We start from the raw sequence: 15,937 nt of genomic DNA, 5'->3' as shown, positions 1-15,937 counted from the left end.
TGACACAATAGCCTTCGGGCCCTAATTTCTATGCGAAACGGAGCAAAAACGATGAACGCCAGCGCAACCTGCACACGCTGGCGTTTTCAGACCCTGACTTACTGGCTACGCAGCAAAACTTCGGTGCTGGCACCGACGCTGTGGCGAACGCGCCAAGCCAGTACAAAGGCGAACAGAACACCCAAGGTGAGCACGCCCAGCATGACAACCTGACCGAAACGGTCCAGCACGATGCCGGCGACAATGGGAACGGCCATACGGGCCAAGGTGAAGATGGTCGACTGCAAACCGTAGTCCGATGCATTGCGCTGTCTACGGGTAAAGAACATGGTCAGCCCAAAAAGCAATGCCGACACAGCCCCCATGCTGGCCGCAATCAACAGGGCGCTGCTGATCAGCCACACCGGCCCCAGCTTGGCCCAGACGGAAACCATCAACAGAATCAGAGACAGCAAGGCCGCCAGCAGATAAATCGGAATGGCACGCGCGGCACCCAGAAATGACGCCAAACGTCCGCCAATCAGGCTGAACACGGCACCGGTAATGCCACCGGCAATCCCTACCGTCCAGGCCACCTCTTCCAAAGGCATGCCCTGGTCCAGCATCAAGGGTTTCAAGTAGAACCAGACAGCGCCAATAAAGGGGAAGCTGGTCAGTAGCAGGCTGGTCCACTGCCGGGCCCCTTCCTGCCCGAAGAAGCTGACCCAATCGGCAACAAAACCGGGCGGTGCCTGCTCGGTATCAGCCGCTTGCAAACCGGCTTTGGAACGCAAGAAGACAAAGGGCAAACAACCAATCACCAGCCCCAAGCCCATCAAGGCAAACGGTGCCTGCCAACCCCAACGGGCCTGCACCAGCACCATCACGCCCGCCCCGACGATCGCGCCCAGAAACAAGGCGGCAGAACGAATACTGCCTGCACGCAACTGCTCGTCACGCGGCAGGTATTGCACCGCCAAGGCATTCAAGGGGATGTCCATCCAGGTCGCCACAATGCTGATGGCAAAGGTCAGGGCAAACAGCAGGGTCCGCTGATCAATCAGATTCTCGCGGCCTATGCCTACATACAAAGCCAACAACAAGATCGCCATCAACCACAGCCAATGCACAAAATGTCCGCCACCCAGGCGGACACGCTGTACCGGCATGGCCAGCACCAGCTTGAAAATGGCGGGCAAGGCCGCCAGCTGGAACAAGCCTATCTCGGTGCCGGACCAGCCATGCTGTCGCATCACCAGGGGCATGCCCAGCATCAGGTAAATACTGGGGACGGCCAGCACCAGATTCATCCAGCCAAACAGCAGCTGCGCCCCCCATGCTTTCCACGTCTTCATTCTCATCACCCTTTGCACGCCTTGCGCGCAATCAATGCAGTGACGGGCGCAACCGGAAAGCGCACCTCATCAAACTGCTGAACATCATCAAATCCGGCTTGTTCCAGCAACTGGGCCAACTGCCCTTCCGGCAGCACATGGCGGCCTTGCATGCGCATATGCAGGTAGTAATGCAAAATCCGTTTGGCCTTGCTGACCTCGGTATGCACTTCGGCGTGACAGCACACCAGCACCCCACCGGGGCGGAGCGCGCGATACAGACGGGCCAGCAAAGCAGGAATATCCGGTACAAAATGCAGCACGGAAGAGCACCAGATCAGGTCATAATCCGCCCCGAAATCGTCCACCAGCAGATCACCGGCCAAGGTGCTGATACGCGCTTCCAGACCGGCATCAAGAATTTTTTGCTGGGCGACGGCCGCCGCCGCTTCGTACTCGAACACCACGGCATTCAAGTCCCGCTGCTGTTGCGCCAAGGCGATGGTTACCAGTCCTGGCCCACCGCCCAAATCCAGCAAACGTTGCGCCTGCCAGAACTCCGGCACGGCTCCAAAAATTTCACAGGCCACCTCGGCCGTCACCGCCGTTTGTTCCTGAGCAATTTGCGAGCGCGCCGCTGCTGCCCAGCCTTGCTGAATCAATGCCGGATCCGCTGGAGGCGATTTGCCATTACGCAGCAGCTCATCGAGCTGATTGCCCACCTGACGCAAGACGCCATGCCGAAACAGCAAGGCATCGCCACAATATTGCGCCGAACCCGGATTCAGATAACGTGCCGTTTGCGGCAGGCTGCGATAGCGTCGCGGACAGGTCCACTGACACTCCAGCAGCTCCAGACTCCACAACAACTCCAATAGGTAGGCGGTGTTGTCGACGTCCCACTTGAGCACAAGCGCAAGTTCCTCAGCAGCGATAAACTTATCCAGATGCGCAAACACGCCATACCCCAAAGCCAGGTTCAAGGCATCTGCACTTAAACCCGCCAATTGCGCGTCCCAACAGGCTTGCAGAGCATGCGACTCCAGCAATTGCTCCGACAAAACGACATCTCCTAGCGATCGATCCAGCACTGTTTTTTACCTCCGTGAATTTCACAATGGCCCTTCCCTCTGCCATCACAGCTAGAAATGATATATATTTAATGAGAATTATTTGCATTAAGATCTATGCTGAACGGAGCAATTCATATGCGAGGCGCTTTTAGCAGGAGAAATGATGAACACGCGCAAATTTGGCTATCGCTTAACCACGGATGAACCCAGGTCATGCCGCGCTCTGAGCGATGGCCGAGTCCGGCTGCAACTACCCGAAGAACTGGGCCACTGCTATTCCGAATGCGTGGAACTGGAACAAGGGTTCTTGTTGGGCCGCTTGCACTATCACCCCAGCCGATCGCTGGTTGAAGAGAGCAACGGCCCCCATGCGGGCCGTGTCATTGTGGTTACGGTGGGTCTGCAAGGACAGTCGGCCTATCAGGGTCGGGAGAGCTCAGATCTGCTGTTCAAGGCAGGCCATACCACGGTGACGGCTTTTCGATCCCTGCGGGGGGAACGCCACTATCAAGAGGACCAATCCGTATCGCAATTACGGCTGGTCATCAGCGAGGCGGCCTTGAACAAATACGTGGGCCCGGAACGCGCCACCCAGTTGATGGATTGCGTGGGACTGCACCGTCTGTCCTTTCATGCCAGCAGCCAGGCCACCATGGCCCATGCGGCGGCACTGGCACGCTATATGCAGCCGTGCACCCCGGAGCAGCCCATTCATCACCACAGACTGAATCTGCAAATCCATGCACTCAGCTTGCTGGCCGAGCAGTTCAACCGCCTGGCCCCACCCGACGCCCCCAACAGCGCCCCGCTGTCGGTGGATGATATTCAACGGGTCGAGCGAGCACGCGATTTGCTCAGCTCGCAACTGGACCAGCAAATCACGGTGGAGTATCTGGCCACGACGGTAGGCATTAACGAGCACAAACTTAAAGAAGGTTTTCGCTATCTGTACGACAACACGCCTATCGGCCTGCTGCTTGAACTGCGTATGCGCAAAGCCTATACCTTGCTGGAGTCCGGCCAACAAGTGGCCCAGGCCGCCTGGCAAGTCGGCTACAAATACCCCAATAATTTTTCCGTCGCCTTTACGCGCTACTTTGGCCGCTCACCCAAATCCATTTTTGGCAACAAGCGCGCCTAAACCTTTGTATTTCCGCTGTTTTCGGCCTCTGCATTCATAGAGGCCCACCCTTCTTTCAGGCCGCCCCCTGCGGCCCTCTCCCTGAAAAGTTCCCCTCCTGCTTTGACAAATTCCTGCAGTTGCCGCGGATTTCCGGTCCTGCATAGGAATTGCTCCGTCCTGCATATCAATCTAAGTGATAATTATTCTCATTAATGTGAATAATATCCCCGTGCCTTTCCTCACCTTTTGAGACAAGTGGTGAGCCTGGCCAACAAACGGGAAGTATTTCCCCACGACAGATTGTTATTTTTCGCACGGAGCCCTGGTTCGTTTTATGTCCGCTACCCTTTCACCCTACACAAAAAAACACGCGCTCAAGCCGCTGGTGTATGCCTTGATTCTGGCCTCCTGGGCCGGGCAGACACAAGCCCAGAGCGTGGGCAGCGCCCCACCCTTCTCCCGTCAGGACGAGCGCCAGGACGATACGGACAGAGCCACTCGCCTGGACACCATTACCGTCGTACGTGAAACCCGCGATGAGGCGGGTAAAACCGATGTATTCGAGAAAGACGTCTCCAATGTGTACGCCGGCAAGGAAGAGATCGAGCTGTACAAGGGCAGCTCCGTGGGGGATTTGTTCAAGGGCCTGAACGGTGTGTATGCGGGGGACTCGCGCAATAGCGGCGCGCTGGACCCGAACATTCGCGGTATCCAGGGTGAAGGCCGTATTCCCCTGACGATTGACGGCACGGAACAGGCAACATCAGTCTGGCTAGGACCGGCCGGGGTGGCCAACCGCAACTATGTTGATCCCAATATGATCAGCAGCATTCTGGTGGAAAAAGGCGTGTCGGCAACGTCGGGAGCCAGCGGGATTGGCGGATCGGTGCAGATCCGCACGCTGCAGGTTGAAGATATTGTCAAACCGGGCGAGACCTTCGGGATCGAGCTGAAGGCGGAGACGGCGACGAACTCAACCAAGCCGAATGAGCGGGCTTTTGGGATTTTCGGAAAGGACTATCGCGATATTCCAGGGGCGGTCTTTGATAGAGGAGGCAGCAACGGCGTTGTTCTACCTGACCACATTTCTCCAGACCGTATGCCGAAAGTCGGGAATAGCGGCAAGAACTTCAATTTTGAAGACCACTCCTACCGCCTGGCCATCGCCACACAACAAGAAAATTTTGATCTGCTAGCCGCATACAGCTACCGCAGTCGCGGCAACTATTACAGCGGTAAGAAAGGTAGTGACAAGTACGAGAACGACACCTGGCAAGAGGACGCAAATAGCGACTACAACCCGTCGTACTCCTTCCCCAGAGTGAGCTACATCGCCAAGTACTACCGTCCTGGTGAGGAAGTTCTGAACACATCCAGCGAACTGGAAACCACGCTGCTGAAAGGCACTTTGCGCCTACCTCACGATCAAGCCATTGATATGAGCTACATGCGCAGCAACCATACCTTTGGCGAAAACGTGCCATGGAACGTGGTCTGGGCAATCCATGCCCTGGATGGCTATGGTGAAAAAAATATCCTCCAAACCGAAAACCCGTATAGCAAGGTCAAACAAGACACCTGGAACCTGAACTACTCCTGGAATCCCGAAGGCAGTCGTTTCATCAACTTGAAGGCCGGAGCCTGGATTACCCAAAGCGATAGTGAGCGTCATCAGAATGGCGACATCATTTACGGGATCCAAGGCCAGGGCTTGAACAACGGACGCGATGGTGACTGGGACAACTACACAAATTGCCATGTCCTGGGCACAAACGGCTCTGAATGCGCTTGGGTACCTCCTACCGCCCCAGAAAAGCTGCCCAATACAGATGGGCGGTTCAACATCATCCCCAGAGCTTTGCAAATTACCGACCATAGGCGTAGTGGGCTGAACCTTAGCAACGCCATGACTTTGCACCCAACTCTGGATCTAAGCTTATCGGCTGATTTCACACGAGAAAAGCTCAAGCAGCATGACGCTTCGGAGAAGCTCGAGAATCTGAACGAACTGACCTGGGGTGTGAACCACATGGGGCCTCGATCAGGCACCCGGCAGCAATGGAATTTTGGTTTTAACTTCGACTGGCGGCCTGTGGACTGGCTTCAGGTGAATGCTGGTGCACGCTATAGCGACTACTGGTCGTACGACGACAAGCTGGCCGAGATGCGTAGCCAGCAACATAAGGACTGGGCTATTCAGCCTGCCCTGAAAGGCTATAACTACCAGGTTCAGCGCTTAATGAGCAACCAGGAAGTTGCGGATTACGAAGGCCAAATCATTGAAAGAGAACTCCCGCTGTACAAGCAATATGAAGAAGACTGGCAGTTCATTTCCGATTTAGATCCGAGCATGCTGGAGGCCGTTTTCGGGCATACAAGCAAAAAATCATTTGAAGAAATGCTAGGCGATTCATTTCATAAAGGAAAAATTAACGGCTATCGCTATACCAAAGAAACGGTTTTTGTTCCCTCTGGCGAAAGTCACAAAGGTTTTACTGCCAATAACCCCTTTACCAATGGCGAAATTGACTCAACAGAGCAAGTCACCGATGCGCAGGGGCAAAAGGGCACAGTAGACAAATACATTGCCTCGGTAAGCAATCGCAAACCTGTTTACCAAGACGAATCTGAAATACCCAATAAATGGGAAGAACCTAAAAAACAAAAAGACCATGCTTGGGTTCCTCACATCGGGCTGACAGCCTTCATTACAGACGATATTCGTCTCTATGCCCGTTACAACGAATTTGTACGTTTTCCAAGCCTGTTTGAATCCTCCATGGCATTGGCTGGCGGCAGCAAGCGCTCGACCGGGGCAGCTACTCGTCCTGAACACGCCTACAACTGGGAAATCGGCTATGTCCACAATCTGAGCAGCTACTTCCCAAGCCTGGACTATGCAGACCTCAAGATCAACTACTTCAATAACCGGATCAAAGACTACATAGACCGGGACTGGGACTTCAATACCGTGCAGTTTGCCGAGAAGAAAATGTCAGGTATTGAACTGCAAGCTCGCGTAGACAGCGGCAAATACTTTGCCAACTTTGGCGGAACCTACCGCTTAAAGCAGCAGCTATGCGATGCCGACTACGCCCAGACGTTTATGCCCATCCCCGGAGCCGCAGGAAGCGACAACATTCCTGCCTGCGTTGATGGCGGCTTCCCTCGCACCTTTGCCAGAACCAGTCTGCAACCGCAGTACTCCCTGAACCTGGATGTCGGTGCACGCTTGCTGGAAAAGAAACTACTGCTCGGAGCACGTGCGGTGTATCACAGCGCCGCAAAAAACAAAGATGAAGGGCATTTTGGTGGCCTTGGCTGGGCATTTAACAGAACGAACTACTGGAACCCCATTTTGGTCTTCGATGCCTACGCCAGCTATCAGGTACAGAAAAACCTGAATGTGGACGTGGCAATCAGCAATCTAACTAATCAGTACTACCTGGACCCCATGGCCCGCACTTCTATGCCGGCCCCCGGACGAACGGTGCGCGTCGGTATGACAGCACGTTTTTAAGTAAATCGGTTTTTTTGGTCGTTTTCGTAAAAACGCCCTTTTTCTTCACTTAATGGAGTTCGTAATGAAAGCAAGTCTGAATGTACAAAAACTGGCTATTGTTTCGGCTTTCCTGCTGGCCTCCGCCAGCAGCTTCGCTGCCCCCGTAGCTGGTGGTTCCTCGAAAGCATTCGTAGTGGCGGATAAGCCGTCCACAATGATGGCTCAGGGCGAAGCTGGTATCTCCATGCCAGGTACTGACCCTTATGACGCCACCAAACAATCGGGTGTGGTGAGCTTCAAAAGCGGTCCTCTTTGGCAAACCAATCAAGTGCTGGGTGGTGCCGATGGCAATGGATATATTCAAATGCCCTTGGGAACAAACATTGCTGAAACATGGCGCCATACCATCACCAGCGGTGTAGGAGCAGGCACTCAAATTTACGCCTATCGCCAACTGAACAATCCTCTGCCGGGCTACCCCCACTTCGGTGGCGAAGTAGTTGCCAAGGTTTCCGGCCAAGAAGTGTATTTTGGTGAGTGGGCTCCCCGCATAGCCGGTACACCTCCAGCAAGCAGCACGGATCTGAACCTGAGCCATGCTGACCGCACTGTGTTCTACACCGGCGAAAACCCAACTACAGCCATGCCTAACCTGGTCAATGCCAAGTACGACGTTGTAGGTGTCAACCAATACAACCCCGGCACCCAGGCTGGTATCTCCAAAGGCACCCTGACCGCCAACTACGGTGGTGGTACAGGTACTCTGGCTGGTCTGGTTGGCACTGTTTTGTTTAATGGCACAACCATTGCTTCCGATGGCTCTTTCGCTAAAAACTTTAGCGGTAGTACAGCCAAAATTGAGGGCCAATTCTACGGCGCAGCCGCTGACGCCTTGGCCGGGATTTACTACAACCCAGCCAACGGTGCCAATGACATGGCCTTCGGCGGTGCCAAGCAGTAATCCGCCTCTGACAACACGCTAGTGTTGCCATAAGAAAAAGGGGATCGACAAACTCGATCCCCTTTCTCTCCGGACCCTGCGTCCATCTCCCCTTTTTCTTGCAAGGTTTTCATTCATGCATGGGCGAGCCCTTCCCCTTTTGTGCCTGCTGCTGGTCATGGCATCCAGCGCGGTGCAAGCCAACGACGACGATACGCGCCGACTTCTGAATCAAATCGACCGCAATCTGAACGAACGCGAACGCTCCCATTTAGTGGAAGAAACCCCGCCTGATGTGGACCCATCGGCCCTGATCACCATCAACGGCACAACTTATAGCGTCGATGCCACACTGACCGATCTGGAACCGGCCATTTATGTCGCCATCAATCTGCAACAGTGGGCCAAGGTGGATCAGTTTGTAGAAAAATATCAGGAGCTGCCCGGCCACAACCCTGCCCTGGTGCTGATGGCTCAAGGAGTGGTGGCCCGTAGCAAGGACAATCACAGCCTGGCGATCAGCAAGCTGCGCCAGGCTCAGGAAAGCGATCCCACTATGATGCGCGCCAAGCTGGAGCTGGCCCGCGTACTGTTCGAGGACTATCAATCCAGCGAAGCGAAAGAACTGTTCAGCCAGATTTCCTCTGCCGGTATTCCTGATGAAGTACGGCCCGTAATTGAAGGCTTCCAGGGTGCCTTGCAGGACCGCAATGCCTGGCACGGTTCCGCCTCGATTGGCTTGGGCTACAACAGCAATATCAACAAAGAAAACGGCCAGCAAGACACCTTCTTTACCTGCTATTTCTTTGGGTGCTTTCCGTCAGTGCGCAAGATGCCGGACCCGGTCAAATCCACCGCCATGGTCTACGACCTGACCTTGAACCGGCGTTTCCAGCTAAGCGGCAACCACAACCTACTACTGCGCGGCCTGAGCTACGGCAATCTTTACGACAAGCATAAGGAAGCCGAGCCCAAGGACATTTATTACAGCGACAACACCAGCATTATTTACGCGGGCTACAACTATCAGGACGCTAAAAACGATCTGTCGATTACGCCCTTGTTCGAGAACAATTACACCAACCGTCGCACCAGCTATCAGTCCTGGGGCGGGCGCGTGGACTGGAAGCACAATCTTAGCGACAGGCTGCAAGTAGGCGTGAATGCCCAGCACAAGAGCCTGTCCTACAAAGGCGATTTACGGCAGTACTTTGAAGAAGTCAAAGAGAACCAGATAGGCTTGTACGGCTCGTATCTGATTGATGCCAAAACCGTGGTCTACGGGGGCCTGAATTACACCCGTAATCTGCAGTCTCAGCAAACCGCGCAAAGCCGCAGCTATATGGCAAACTTGGGAATTTACAGGGCCTTTGATGCGGGTTTCAATATCAACGCCACGGCACTATACCGGCAGACCCGACACGATGCCGAGGACTTGTTCCTGGGCGGGCTGCGCAAGGACCGTCAGCAGATTTATATCCTGAACGTAGGCATGCCGCGCTTTGCGTTCAAAGGCATTACACCCAATTTGTATGTGAAGCACACCTTCAACAACAGCAATATCGACTGGGCTTTCAAATACAAGCAAACCGAAGTCGCGCTGAAACTGGAAAAGCGTTTTTAAGCAGGGACTCCTTCGACCTTGGCAACTGATCGGGTGCCGTCCCCTTTTAGCATCAGGCTCCTGAAGCGACAGGTATCTTTTTTAGTGACAGGGAGCGTCGTGCCACTGTTGAAAGAAGCGTTTTCAATGAGGTATCGAGGTTCTGTGGCAGGTCTCAAGGCCCAGCGGCAGCGTGTAGATCAGCCCTTCCCGTGATGCTGCTCTAGGAGACAGGACGATAAGGTCTTATTCCCTGGATCAAACACTTAACAAGCATGAGACTATATGAACTTGCGGGGCAGACCGCCCTGCATTTGCCTTGTCTGCTTGCGTTGCGACCTATTGCGCCCCCAGCGCAGACAAAAAAAACCACAAAAATTGCCAAGTGAAAGCCCGGTTGACCATCAGCCGGGATATAGTCGAGCAATCGATTTTCCTTAGCAGACAGAATACTTATCCCTTGGAGTCTTTCCCCATGCTTGGCCAAGAAAAAGAAACTCGCTCTGATACCAGCCCTCAAGACAGCGCCTTTCTGGAAGAAAAAGCCTTCCGCGCCCGTACTGTGCTGGTCTTTGGCACCATCACGGATAAGCTCGCCTCGGAAACCGTGCGCAAGCTGCTGGCGCTGGATGCCGAATCCACCGCCCCTATCACCATGATCGTGTCCTCGCCCGGTGGTCACCTGGAGTCCGGCGACGCCATCCATGATGTGGTGCGCTTCATTTCCTCGCCCGTCACCATGGTGGGTACCGGCTGGGTGGGCAGTGCTGCTACCCACCTGTTCCTGGGTGCCGCCCGCGAGCGTCGTGTGTGCCTGCCTCAAACCCGTTTTCTGATTCACCAACCCAGCGGTGGCGCCGGTGGTCAGGCCAGCGATATGGCCATTCAAGCCCAGGAAATCATGAAAGCGCGTGAACGTATCGCCCAGGTAATTGCCCGTGAAACCGGCCAGCCTATCGAGCGTGTGCGTGACGATATCGAGCGCGACAAATGGATGAGTGCCGAGGAAGCCATTGAATATGGCCTGATCTCACGCATTATCGAACGCCGTGACGAACTGCTGCCTGCCAGCAAGTAATGACCATTTGAGGGCCCCATCATGCTGACTATTCTTGGCAGAGAATCCTCCATCAATGTGCGCAAAGTCATGTGGACCTGCGCGGAGTTGAATCTGGAATTTGAGCGGCAGGATTGGGGCATAGGCTTCAAGGACGTCAACACGGACGAATTCCGTGCGCTGAACCCCAACGCAAAAATCCCCGTCCTGCTGGATGGGGAACGTGTACTGTGGGAATCCCATACCATTGTGCGTTATCTGGCCAACCGCCAGGCACCGACGGCCTTGTATCCGCAAGATGCCTGGCAAAGAGCCAAGGTGGATCAGTGGCTGGACTGGCAGGCCTCCGAGCTGAACCCGACCTGGACATATGCGTTCTGGAGTTTGGTGCGTCAATCGCCCAAGCATCAGGACGCCGCACAGGTTCAGGCATCCTTGGCTGCCTGGACCCAGGTAATGGGAATTTTGGAAAAACACTTGGCGCAGACCCAGGCCTATGCCGCCGGAACGGAATTCACCCTGGCCGATATCATTCTGGGCCTGTCCATTCACCGCTGGCTGAATACGCCGTTTGATCGCCCGGTACTCAAGGCAGTCGAAGACTACTACCACCGCCTGGCCGCGCGGCCTGCCTTTATAAAGCAATGTGCCGGTTTTCCCTAAGCACTGCGTTGCCTTGCCTGACCAAAGCCGCCCGCTGTGTTCGCGGCTTTTTTTATGCTTGGCTGAACAGCGGGATGCTTGACGCCTTTTTACCAAAACGGCAACGGAAAACCAGCAAACTCCAAATCCAAATCTACTTAAAATTTGGCGCCAGATAACTGGGAAATACCTCATCTGTCGGCCGTCGGTTTTGTAATATACTTTTCCGCATGCGCGCCCTGGGTCCCCGTTTCGTTTCCCGCGAAATCCGAGTTTGGCAACTTCTGTTTTGCCTGGCTCTGCTGGCCTACGTCTGTCGCGCCATCGTCCCGGCAGGCTACATGCCTACCCGCTCAGGACAAGACAATGGCTTTGCCATTACCTTCTGTACGGCTGGCAATGCTGCCAATACGCTCTGGATTGATCTGGTCGGCCAGGATGGCCAGGCGGATTCCGATACGCATCACAATCAACAGGACTGCCCCTTTGGTATCGCGGCCTCCCCCGCCTTGTTGCCGACCCTGGATGCGCCTGTTCTGATCAGCCTGATCAGGTACCGGCCGGTTTTGTTAGCCCAGAGCAACCAAACCCTGCCACCGCTGCCGGCACAAGGCCCTCCTTTAGGTTCACGCGCCCCGCCTTTATTCCTCGCTTGATGTGTTCCCGTCCTTTGACGGTTTCTCTTTTTTATCTAGCCGAGGTTTTCAATGTCGATTTCTTCTACGTCTTTCCGTGCCACTCTGGGCATGGCTGCCGTGCTGTTCGCGTCTTCCGCTGTGGCACACGTTTCCCTGCAAACCAAGCAAGCCCCGGTGGGCAGCAGCTACAAGGCAATTCTGTCCGTGCCGCATGGTTGCAAAGGCTCTGCCACCACCAAAATCCGTGTCCGTATTCCTGAAGGTGTGGTCGGTGTCAAACCACAACCCAAAGCAGGCTGGACGCTGGAAACAGTAAAAGGTGACTACAAGCAGGCTTACACGCGTTGGGGTGCCAAGGTCAGTTCCGGTGTTCAGGAAGTGGTCTGGACTGGCGGCCCTTTGCAGGACGAGCACTATGACGAGTTCGTGTTCATCAGCTACCTGGCCGATGAGCTCAAGCCCAATAGCACGCTCTACTTCCCGGTTGTTCAGGAATGCGAACAAGGCGTGGAGCGCTGGATTGATCAGGCAGCGCCTGGCACCAAGGAAGCGGCAGACCATTCCGACGCCCCCGCTCCTGCGTTGCAACTTTTGCCCAAGCCTTAAACACCCAGGCGGCTGATGCCTTTGGGCATCAGCCTGAAGGAGATCTTATGCAAACGCATACCCTGCGTAGGCAGGCAGCTTGCCACCCACTGCTCGTGTTACTGCTTGCCTTGCTGTTGCTGGCCTGGGCGCCGGTGCTGTATGCCCATGCCTCCTTGGTCGCCAGCAAACCCGATAGCGGCACGGTGCTGGCCCAGGCTCCCAGTACAGCCAGCCTGAGCTTCAATGAGTCCGTATCGCCCCTGCTGATGAAGTTGATTCGTCCCGACGGTTCCTCCAAGGAGCTGGAGGACGTTCTGACACAAGACCAGCGACTGGAACTGGCCTTGCCGACCATGGAAACCGAAGGCACGTATGGGCTGAGCTGGCGGGTTATTTCTGCTGACGGCCATCCCGTAGGCGGAACACTGACATTTTCCATTGGGGCGCCCAGCTCAAATCTGGTGGACAGCACCCACAGCAATCCCCTCAGAAATGGACTGATCTGGCTGGCCCGACTTCTGGGCTATGTGGGCCTGTTTACAGGGATAGCTTGGGTGGTCTACCGCGCCTTGGCTCCAGCATCAAACAACACATCAGCGAGTCAAGCTCATATCGCACCACGCATGCTGACTTTAGGGGCCGTCGCCTTATTGCTGAACCTGGGCTTGGTGGGTGTCGATGCCCTGGACTTGCCTCTGTCCGCCCTGTTCGGCACGGCCGCCTGGCAAACGGCTGCATCGACCTCCATGGGCCTGGCGGTGCTGCTGGGCTGGCTAGCTCTGGCCTGTGCCGCCTTATCCTGGAAAGCGACACACTCCGCTAGCCAGAAATGGCTGGCTGCTTTGGCGCTGATTCTTCTGGGAGCTTCCCTGGCGTCCAGCGGACATGCCAGCACAGCAGATCCCGTCTGGCTATCTCGGCCCAGTGTCTGGCTGCATGTCGTGGCGCTGACACTGTGGATTGGTTCCTTCCTGCCTTTGGTTTATGCACTTCAGCATGCTCAAGAATCCCGCTTGCTGACGCTGTTCTCGCGCTGGATTCCCGCTGTCCTGCTGGTTCTGGTCCTGAGCGGAGCCGCGCTGATCTACGTGCAATTCGGTCAACTCGCTTCGCTATGGGAAAGCCGATATGGACAAGTGCTCAGTGCCAAGCTGATTCTGGTCCTGCTCTTGCTGGTTTTGGGAGCCTACAACCGCTATCGTCTGACTCAAGCCGTCTTGCAACAGCGTAGCGATGCCCGACAGGCTCTGCGACGTATAGTGCGTCTGGAATATGTGCTGGCGGTGCTGATCTTGGCCGTAGCCGCTTTGTGGCGCTTCACCCCGCCTCCACGCGCCTTGGCCCAGCTAGTCCCACCCAGCGTTTCCAGTCATATCCATACCGAAGCCGGCATGGCGGATCTGTTATACATCCCGGCCACCACCCAGCACCCGGCCATTCTGACCGTCGCTTTATACGAGCCGGATTTCAGTCCCCTGAAGGCTCAAGAAGTGGAGGTGATTTTCAGCAACCCGCAAGCCGGGGTGGAGTCCATTACCTTTCCGGCGGAACTCACGCGGCAGGATCAATGGGAAGTGAGTAATGTCGAGCTACCGCATCTGGCCAGCTGGAATATTCGTATTCAGGTGCTGATTTCAGACTTTGAACGCATACACCTGGATAGCACGCTGGATTTGCAAGCCAACTAAAGCGCACACAAAAACAGGCCGCGTCACACGGCCTGTGGTCCCTCTTTTGATCGGATACCCTCTTTCTGGCAGCCATGCCGCCCGCAATTTAACGGGCCAGTAACCGACTGGCCTCAAGCCTGGCTTCGCCTTCATCAACGACAAAGCTGAATTGCAGGCCCAGCACCCGGCCCAAGGTCTGCTGTGCCAGGCGTGCGGCGGCAGGAATGGCCCGCCCTTTGCTGATCACCACCATGCCAGCGCACAAATCCTTCAAGCGCTGCTTGTTCTGCTTGAAGAACAAGGCGCGTTGCTTGCGATCCTCGTGGCTTTCCTCATGGGCATGGTCCCCACCGCCCAACCTGTCAGTCAGCAAGACAAAGCGTTGGCCCCGATTCAACAAGGCCTCCAATTGATCCTGCGCCTGTTGCGGCGTTTGCTGCGAGCTGTGTTCTCTTAGAAACACCAATGGAAACTGCGTGTCATCAACTTGCATAAGCGGCTCCTTGCCATCAGTAAAGACAGCCAACATCGAAGCGGCGCACGCCCAGATGCGGAGGGCTTCCGAAAGCATGCATCAAGCCGCTAGGTAAATACAGCCAAGCGGTATCGCGCAACAAATACGGTCGAACCGTTGCGCCTTCACCTCTCATCACAGTCTGGACTCCACAAAATCTCGCAGTTGAGGATCTCGAATCTCCAAGGCATCAAACAAGCCTAGTGCTTTCAGAGCCGGCAAGGCCGCCACAATATCGTTCAAGGCGCGCTGGCGTTGAGCGTCGCTGACATCAGGCTGGCGCAAGGCGGCAGCATTAGCCAGAAACGCGCCTACCGTGCCTTTACGAATGGTGGTGCCATCAATCTGAACTTCACTGGCGTGATCGGGAAGAATGTCATGGGCTTGCATGTGTCACTCCTTTATTCATCAAGGTTTTCAGTGTAAGCAGAAAGGTTTTGGCAGCTGTACACTATATCGGTCAATAGATAACAAAATTACGCCATGCCTGAACGCAAGATTGGTTTGCATGATTTTCTGAACTTTCCCGAGCACCCCGTCCTGTTCGCCGTCACCGGCAACCATGACTCGGAGCTGTCCTCGCGCCCCCATCAACACGCTCGCGGGCAGTTGTTCGGCTCCCTGCGCGGCCTGCTGTCCGTTGGAGTGGAGGACGCCGTTTGGGTAGTACCCGCCATCCATGCCGTCTGGCTGCCGCCGCACGTCCTGCACTCGGGCCAATCGCATGGCCCTTTTCATGGCTGGAGCGTCTATATAGACGAAGCAGCCTGCGCCGATCTGCCTTCCCAGGCCTGCACCTTGCGCACTTCCGGCCTGCTGCGTGAAGCCGTGCTGCGCGCCTGCTCCTGGGATTTGATTCCCGCCGCGCCCTTGCCCCAAGCCCAGGCTCATATTGCCTCCGTCATCCTGGATGAAATCCGCAGTCTGCCCATCGAACCTTTTGGGCTCCCGCTCCCCCAGGACCCGCGTTTACAACGCATTGCCCGCGCCCTGATTGCCGACCCCAGCAACAATCAGGGCATGGAACATTGGGCCGACTGGGCGGCGGTCAGCCTGCGCACTTTAAGCCGCCGTTTCGTGACAGAAACCGGCTTTAACTTCACCGCCTGGCGTCAACGCGCCCGCCTGATGCGCTCCCTGGAAATGCTGGCAGCCGGTGCCCCTGTCGCCACCATTGCCTATGATCTGGGGTATTCCAGTCCCAGTGCCTTTATCAGCCTGTTCAGACGCAGCTTTGGTCACACCCCGGCGAACTACCGCAATCAACTGTAAGC

14 protein-coding genes are annotated in these 15,937 nt (G+C 55.5%); 10 read left to right on the top strand and 4 right to left on the bottom strand.

What is annotated here, in order from left to right:
- Window positions 1-98: 98 nt before the first annotated feature.
- Complete coding sequence (locus NBV64_RS08640) at window positions 99-1,334, bottom strand: MFS transporter (protein ID WP_250757102.1); 1,236 nt, start codon at window positions 1,332-1,334, stop codon at window positions 99-101.
- A 5-nt stretch (window positions 1,335-1,339) separates the two neighbouring features.
- A complete protein-coding gene (locus tag NBV64_RS08635; protein WP_009454606.1) occupies window positions 1,340-2,374 on the bottom strand; it encodes a class I SAM-dependent methyltransferase in 1,035 nt (344 codons plus the stop codon).
- A gap of 175 nt (window positions 2,375-2,549) precedes the next feature.
- Here NBV64_RS08635 and NBV64_RS08630 point away from each other — a divergent pair, with 175 nt between their 5' ends.
- The 9 genes from NBV64_RS08630 (at window position 2,550) to NBV64_RS08590 (ending at window position 14,167) form a co-directional block, all read left to right on the top strand.
- On the top strand, window positions 2,550-3,527 hold the full coding sequence (locus tag NBV64_RS08630) for a helix-turn-helix domain-containing protein (protein WP_021446683.1): 978 nt from the start codon (window positions 2,550-2,552) through the stop codon (window positions 3,525-3,527).
- 316 nt (window positions 3,528-3,843) lie between these two features.
- The gene (locus NBV64_RS08625; RefSeq protein ID WP_250757101.1) at window positions 3,844-7,029 is read left to right on the top strand and encodes a TonB-dependent receptor domain-containing protein; all 3,186 of its coding nucleotides are present in this window, start codon (window positions 3,844-3,846) and stop codon (window positions 7,027-7,029) included.
- Between the two features lie 64 nt (window positions 7,030-7,093).
- Entirely contained in the window at window positions 7,094-7,972 is an 879-nt protein-coding gene (locus NBV64_RS08620; protein WP_250757100.1) for a Slam-dependent surface lipoprotein, read from the top strand.
- Window positions 7,973-8,129: 157 nt separating this feature from the next.
- The gene (locus NBV64_RS08615) at window positions 8,130-9,575 is read left to right on the top strand and encodes a surface lipoprotein assembly modifier (protein ID WP_250757099.1); all 1,446 of its coding nucleotides are present in this window, start codon (window positions 8,130-8,132) and stop codon (window positions 9,573-9,575) included.
- 454 nt (window positions 9,576-10,029) lie between these two features.
- A complete protein-coding gene (locus tag NBV64_RS08610; RefSeq protein ID WP_009454612.1) occupies window positions 10,030-10,632 on the top strand; it encodes an ATP-dependent Clp protease proteolytic subunit in 603 nt (200 codons plus the stop codon).
- 21 nt (window positions 10,633-10,653) lie between these two features.
- Window positions 10,654-11,274 carry a glutathione S-transferase family protein gene (locus tag NBV64_RS08605; protein WP_035267982.1) on the top strand — a complete coding sequence of 207 codons (621 nt, stop codon included), beginning with the start codon at window positions 10,654-10,656 and terminating at the stop codon, window positions 11,272-11,274.
- Window positions 11,275-11,483: 209 nt separating this feature from the next.
- Window positions 11,484-11,909 (top strand): DUF2946 family protein, encoded by a 426-nt coding sequence (locus tag NBV64_RS08600; RefSeq protein ID WP_336972337.1) that lies wholly within the window; start codon window positions 11,484-11,486, stop codon window positions 11,907-11,909.
- A 51-nt stretch (window positions 11,910-11,960) separates the two neighbouring features.
- Window positions 11,961-12,497 carry a YcnI family copper-binding membrane protein gene (locus NBV64_RS08595; protein ID WP_250757098.1) on the top strand — a complete coding sequence of 179 codons (537 nt, stop codon included), beginning with the start codon at window positions 11,961-11,963 and terminating at the stop codon, window positions 12,495-12,497.
- 47 nt (window positions 12,498-12,544) lie between these two features.
- Complete coding sequence (locus NBV64_RS08590; protein ID WP_250757097.1) at window positions 12,545-14,167, top strand: copper resistance CopC/CopD family protein; 1,623 nt, start codon at window positions 12,545-12,547, stop codon at window positions 14,165-14,167.
- An 88-nt stretch (window positions 14,168-14,255) separates the two neighbouring features.
- On the opposite strand, the gene NBV64_RS08585 is transcribed toward NBV64_RS08590, so the two are convergent.
- The gene (locus NBV64_RS08585; protein ID WP_031232143.1) at window positions 14,256-14,642 is read right to left on the bottom strand and encodes a hypothetical protein; all 387 of its coding nucleotides are present in this window, start codon (window positions 14,640-14,642) and stop codon (window positions 14,256-14,258) included.
- Between the two features lie 156 nt (window positions 14,643-14,798).
- Window positions 14,799-15,053, bottom strand: coding sequence for a hypothetical protein (locus tag NBV64_RS08580; protein ID WP_009454626.1), 255 nt, complete (start codon window positions 15,051-15,053; stop codon window positions 14,799-14,801).
- 93 nt (window positions 15,054-15,146) lie between these two features.
- Between NBV64_RS08580 and NBV64_RS08575 the strand changes: the two genes are divergently transcribed.
- Window positions 15,147-15,935 (top strand): AraC family transcriptional regulator, encoded by a 789-nt coding sequence (locus tag NBV64_RS08575; protein ID WP_035267993.1) that lies wholly within the window; start codon window positions 15,147-15,149, stop codon window positions 15,933-15,935.
- The last annotated feature ends 2 nt before the right edge of the window (window positions 15,936-15,937 follow it).

The sequence above is a fragment of the Alcaligenes sp. DN25 genome (assembly GCF_023674485.1).
Lineage (GTDB): Bacteria > Pseudomonadota > Gammaproteobacteria > Burkholderiales > Burkholderiaceae_B > Alcaligenes > Alcaligenes phenolicus.
Note: the sequence above shows the minus strand (reverse complement) of the source record. Positions and strands in the feature narration are given on the sequence as shown.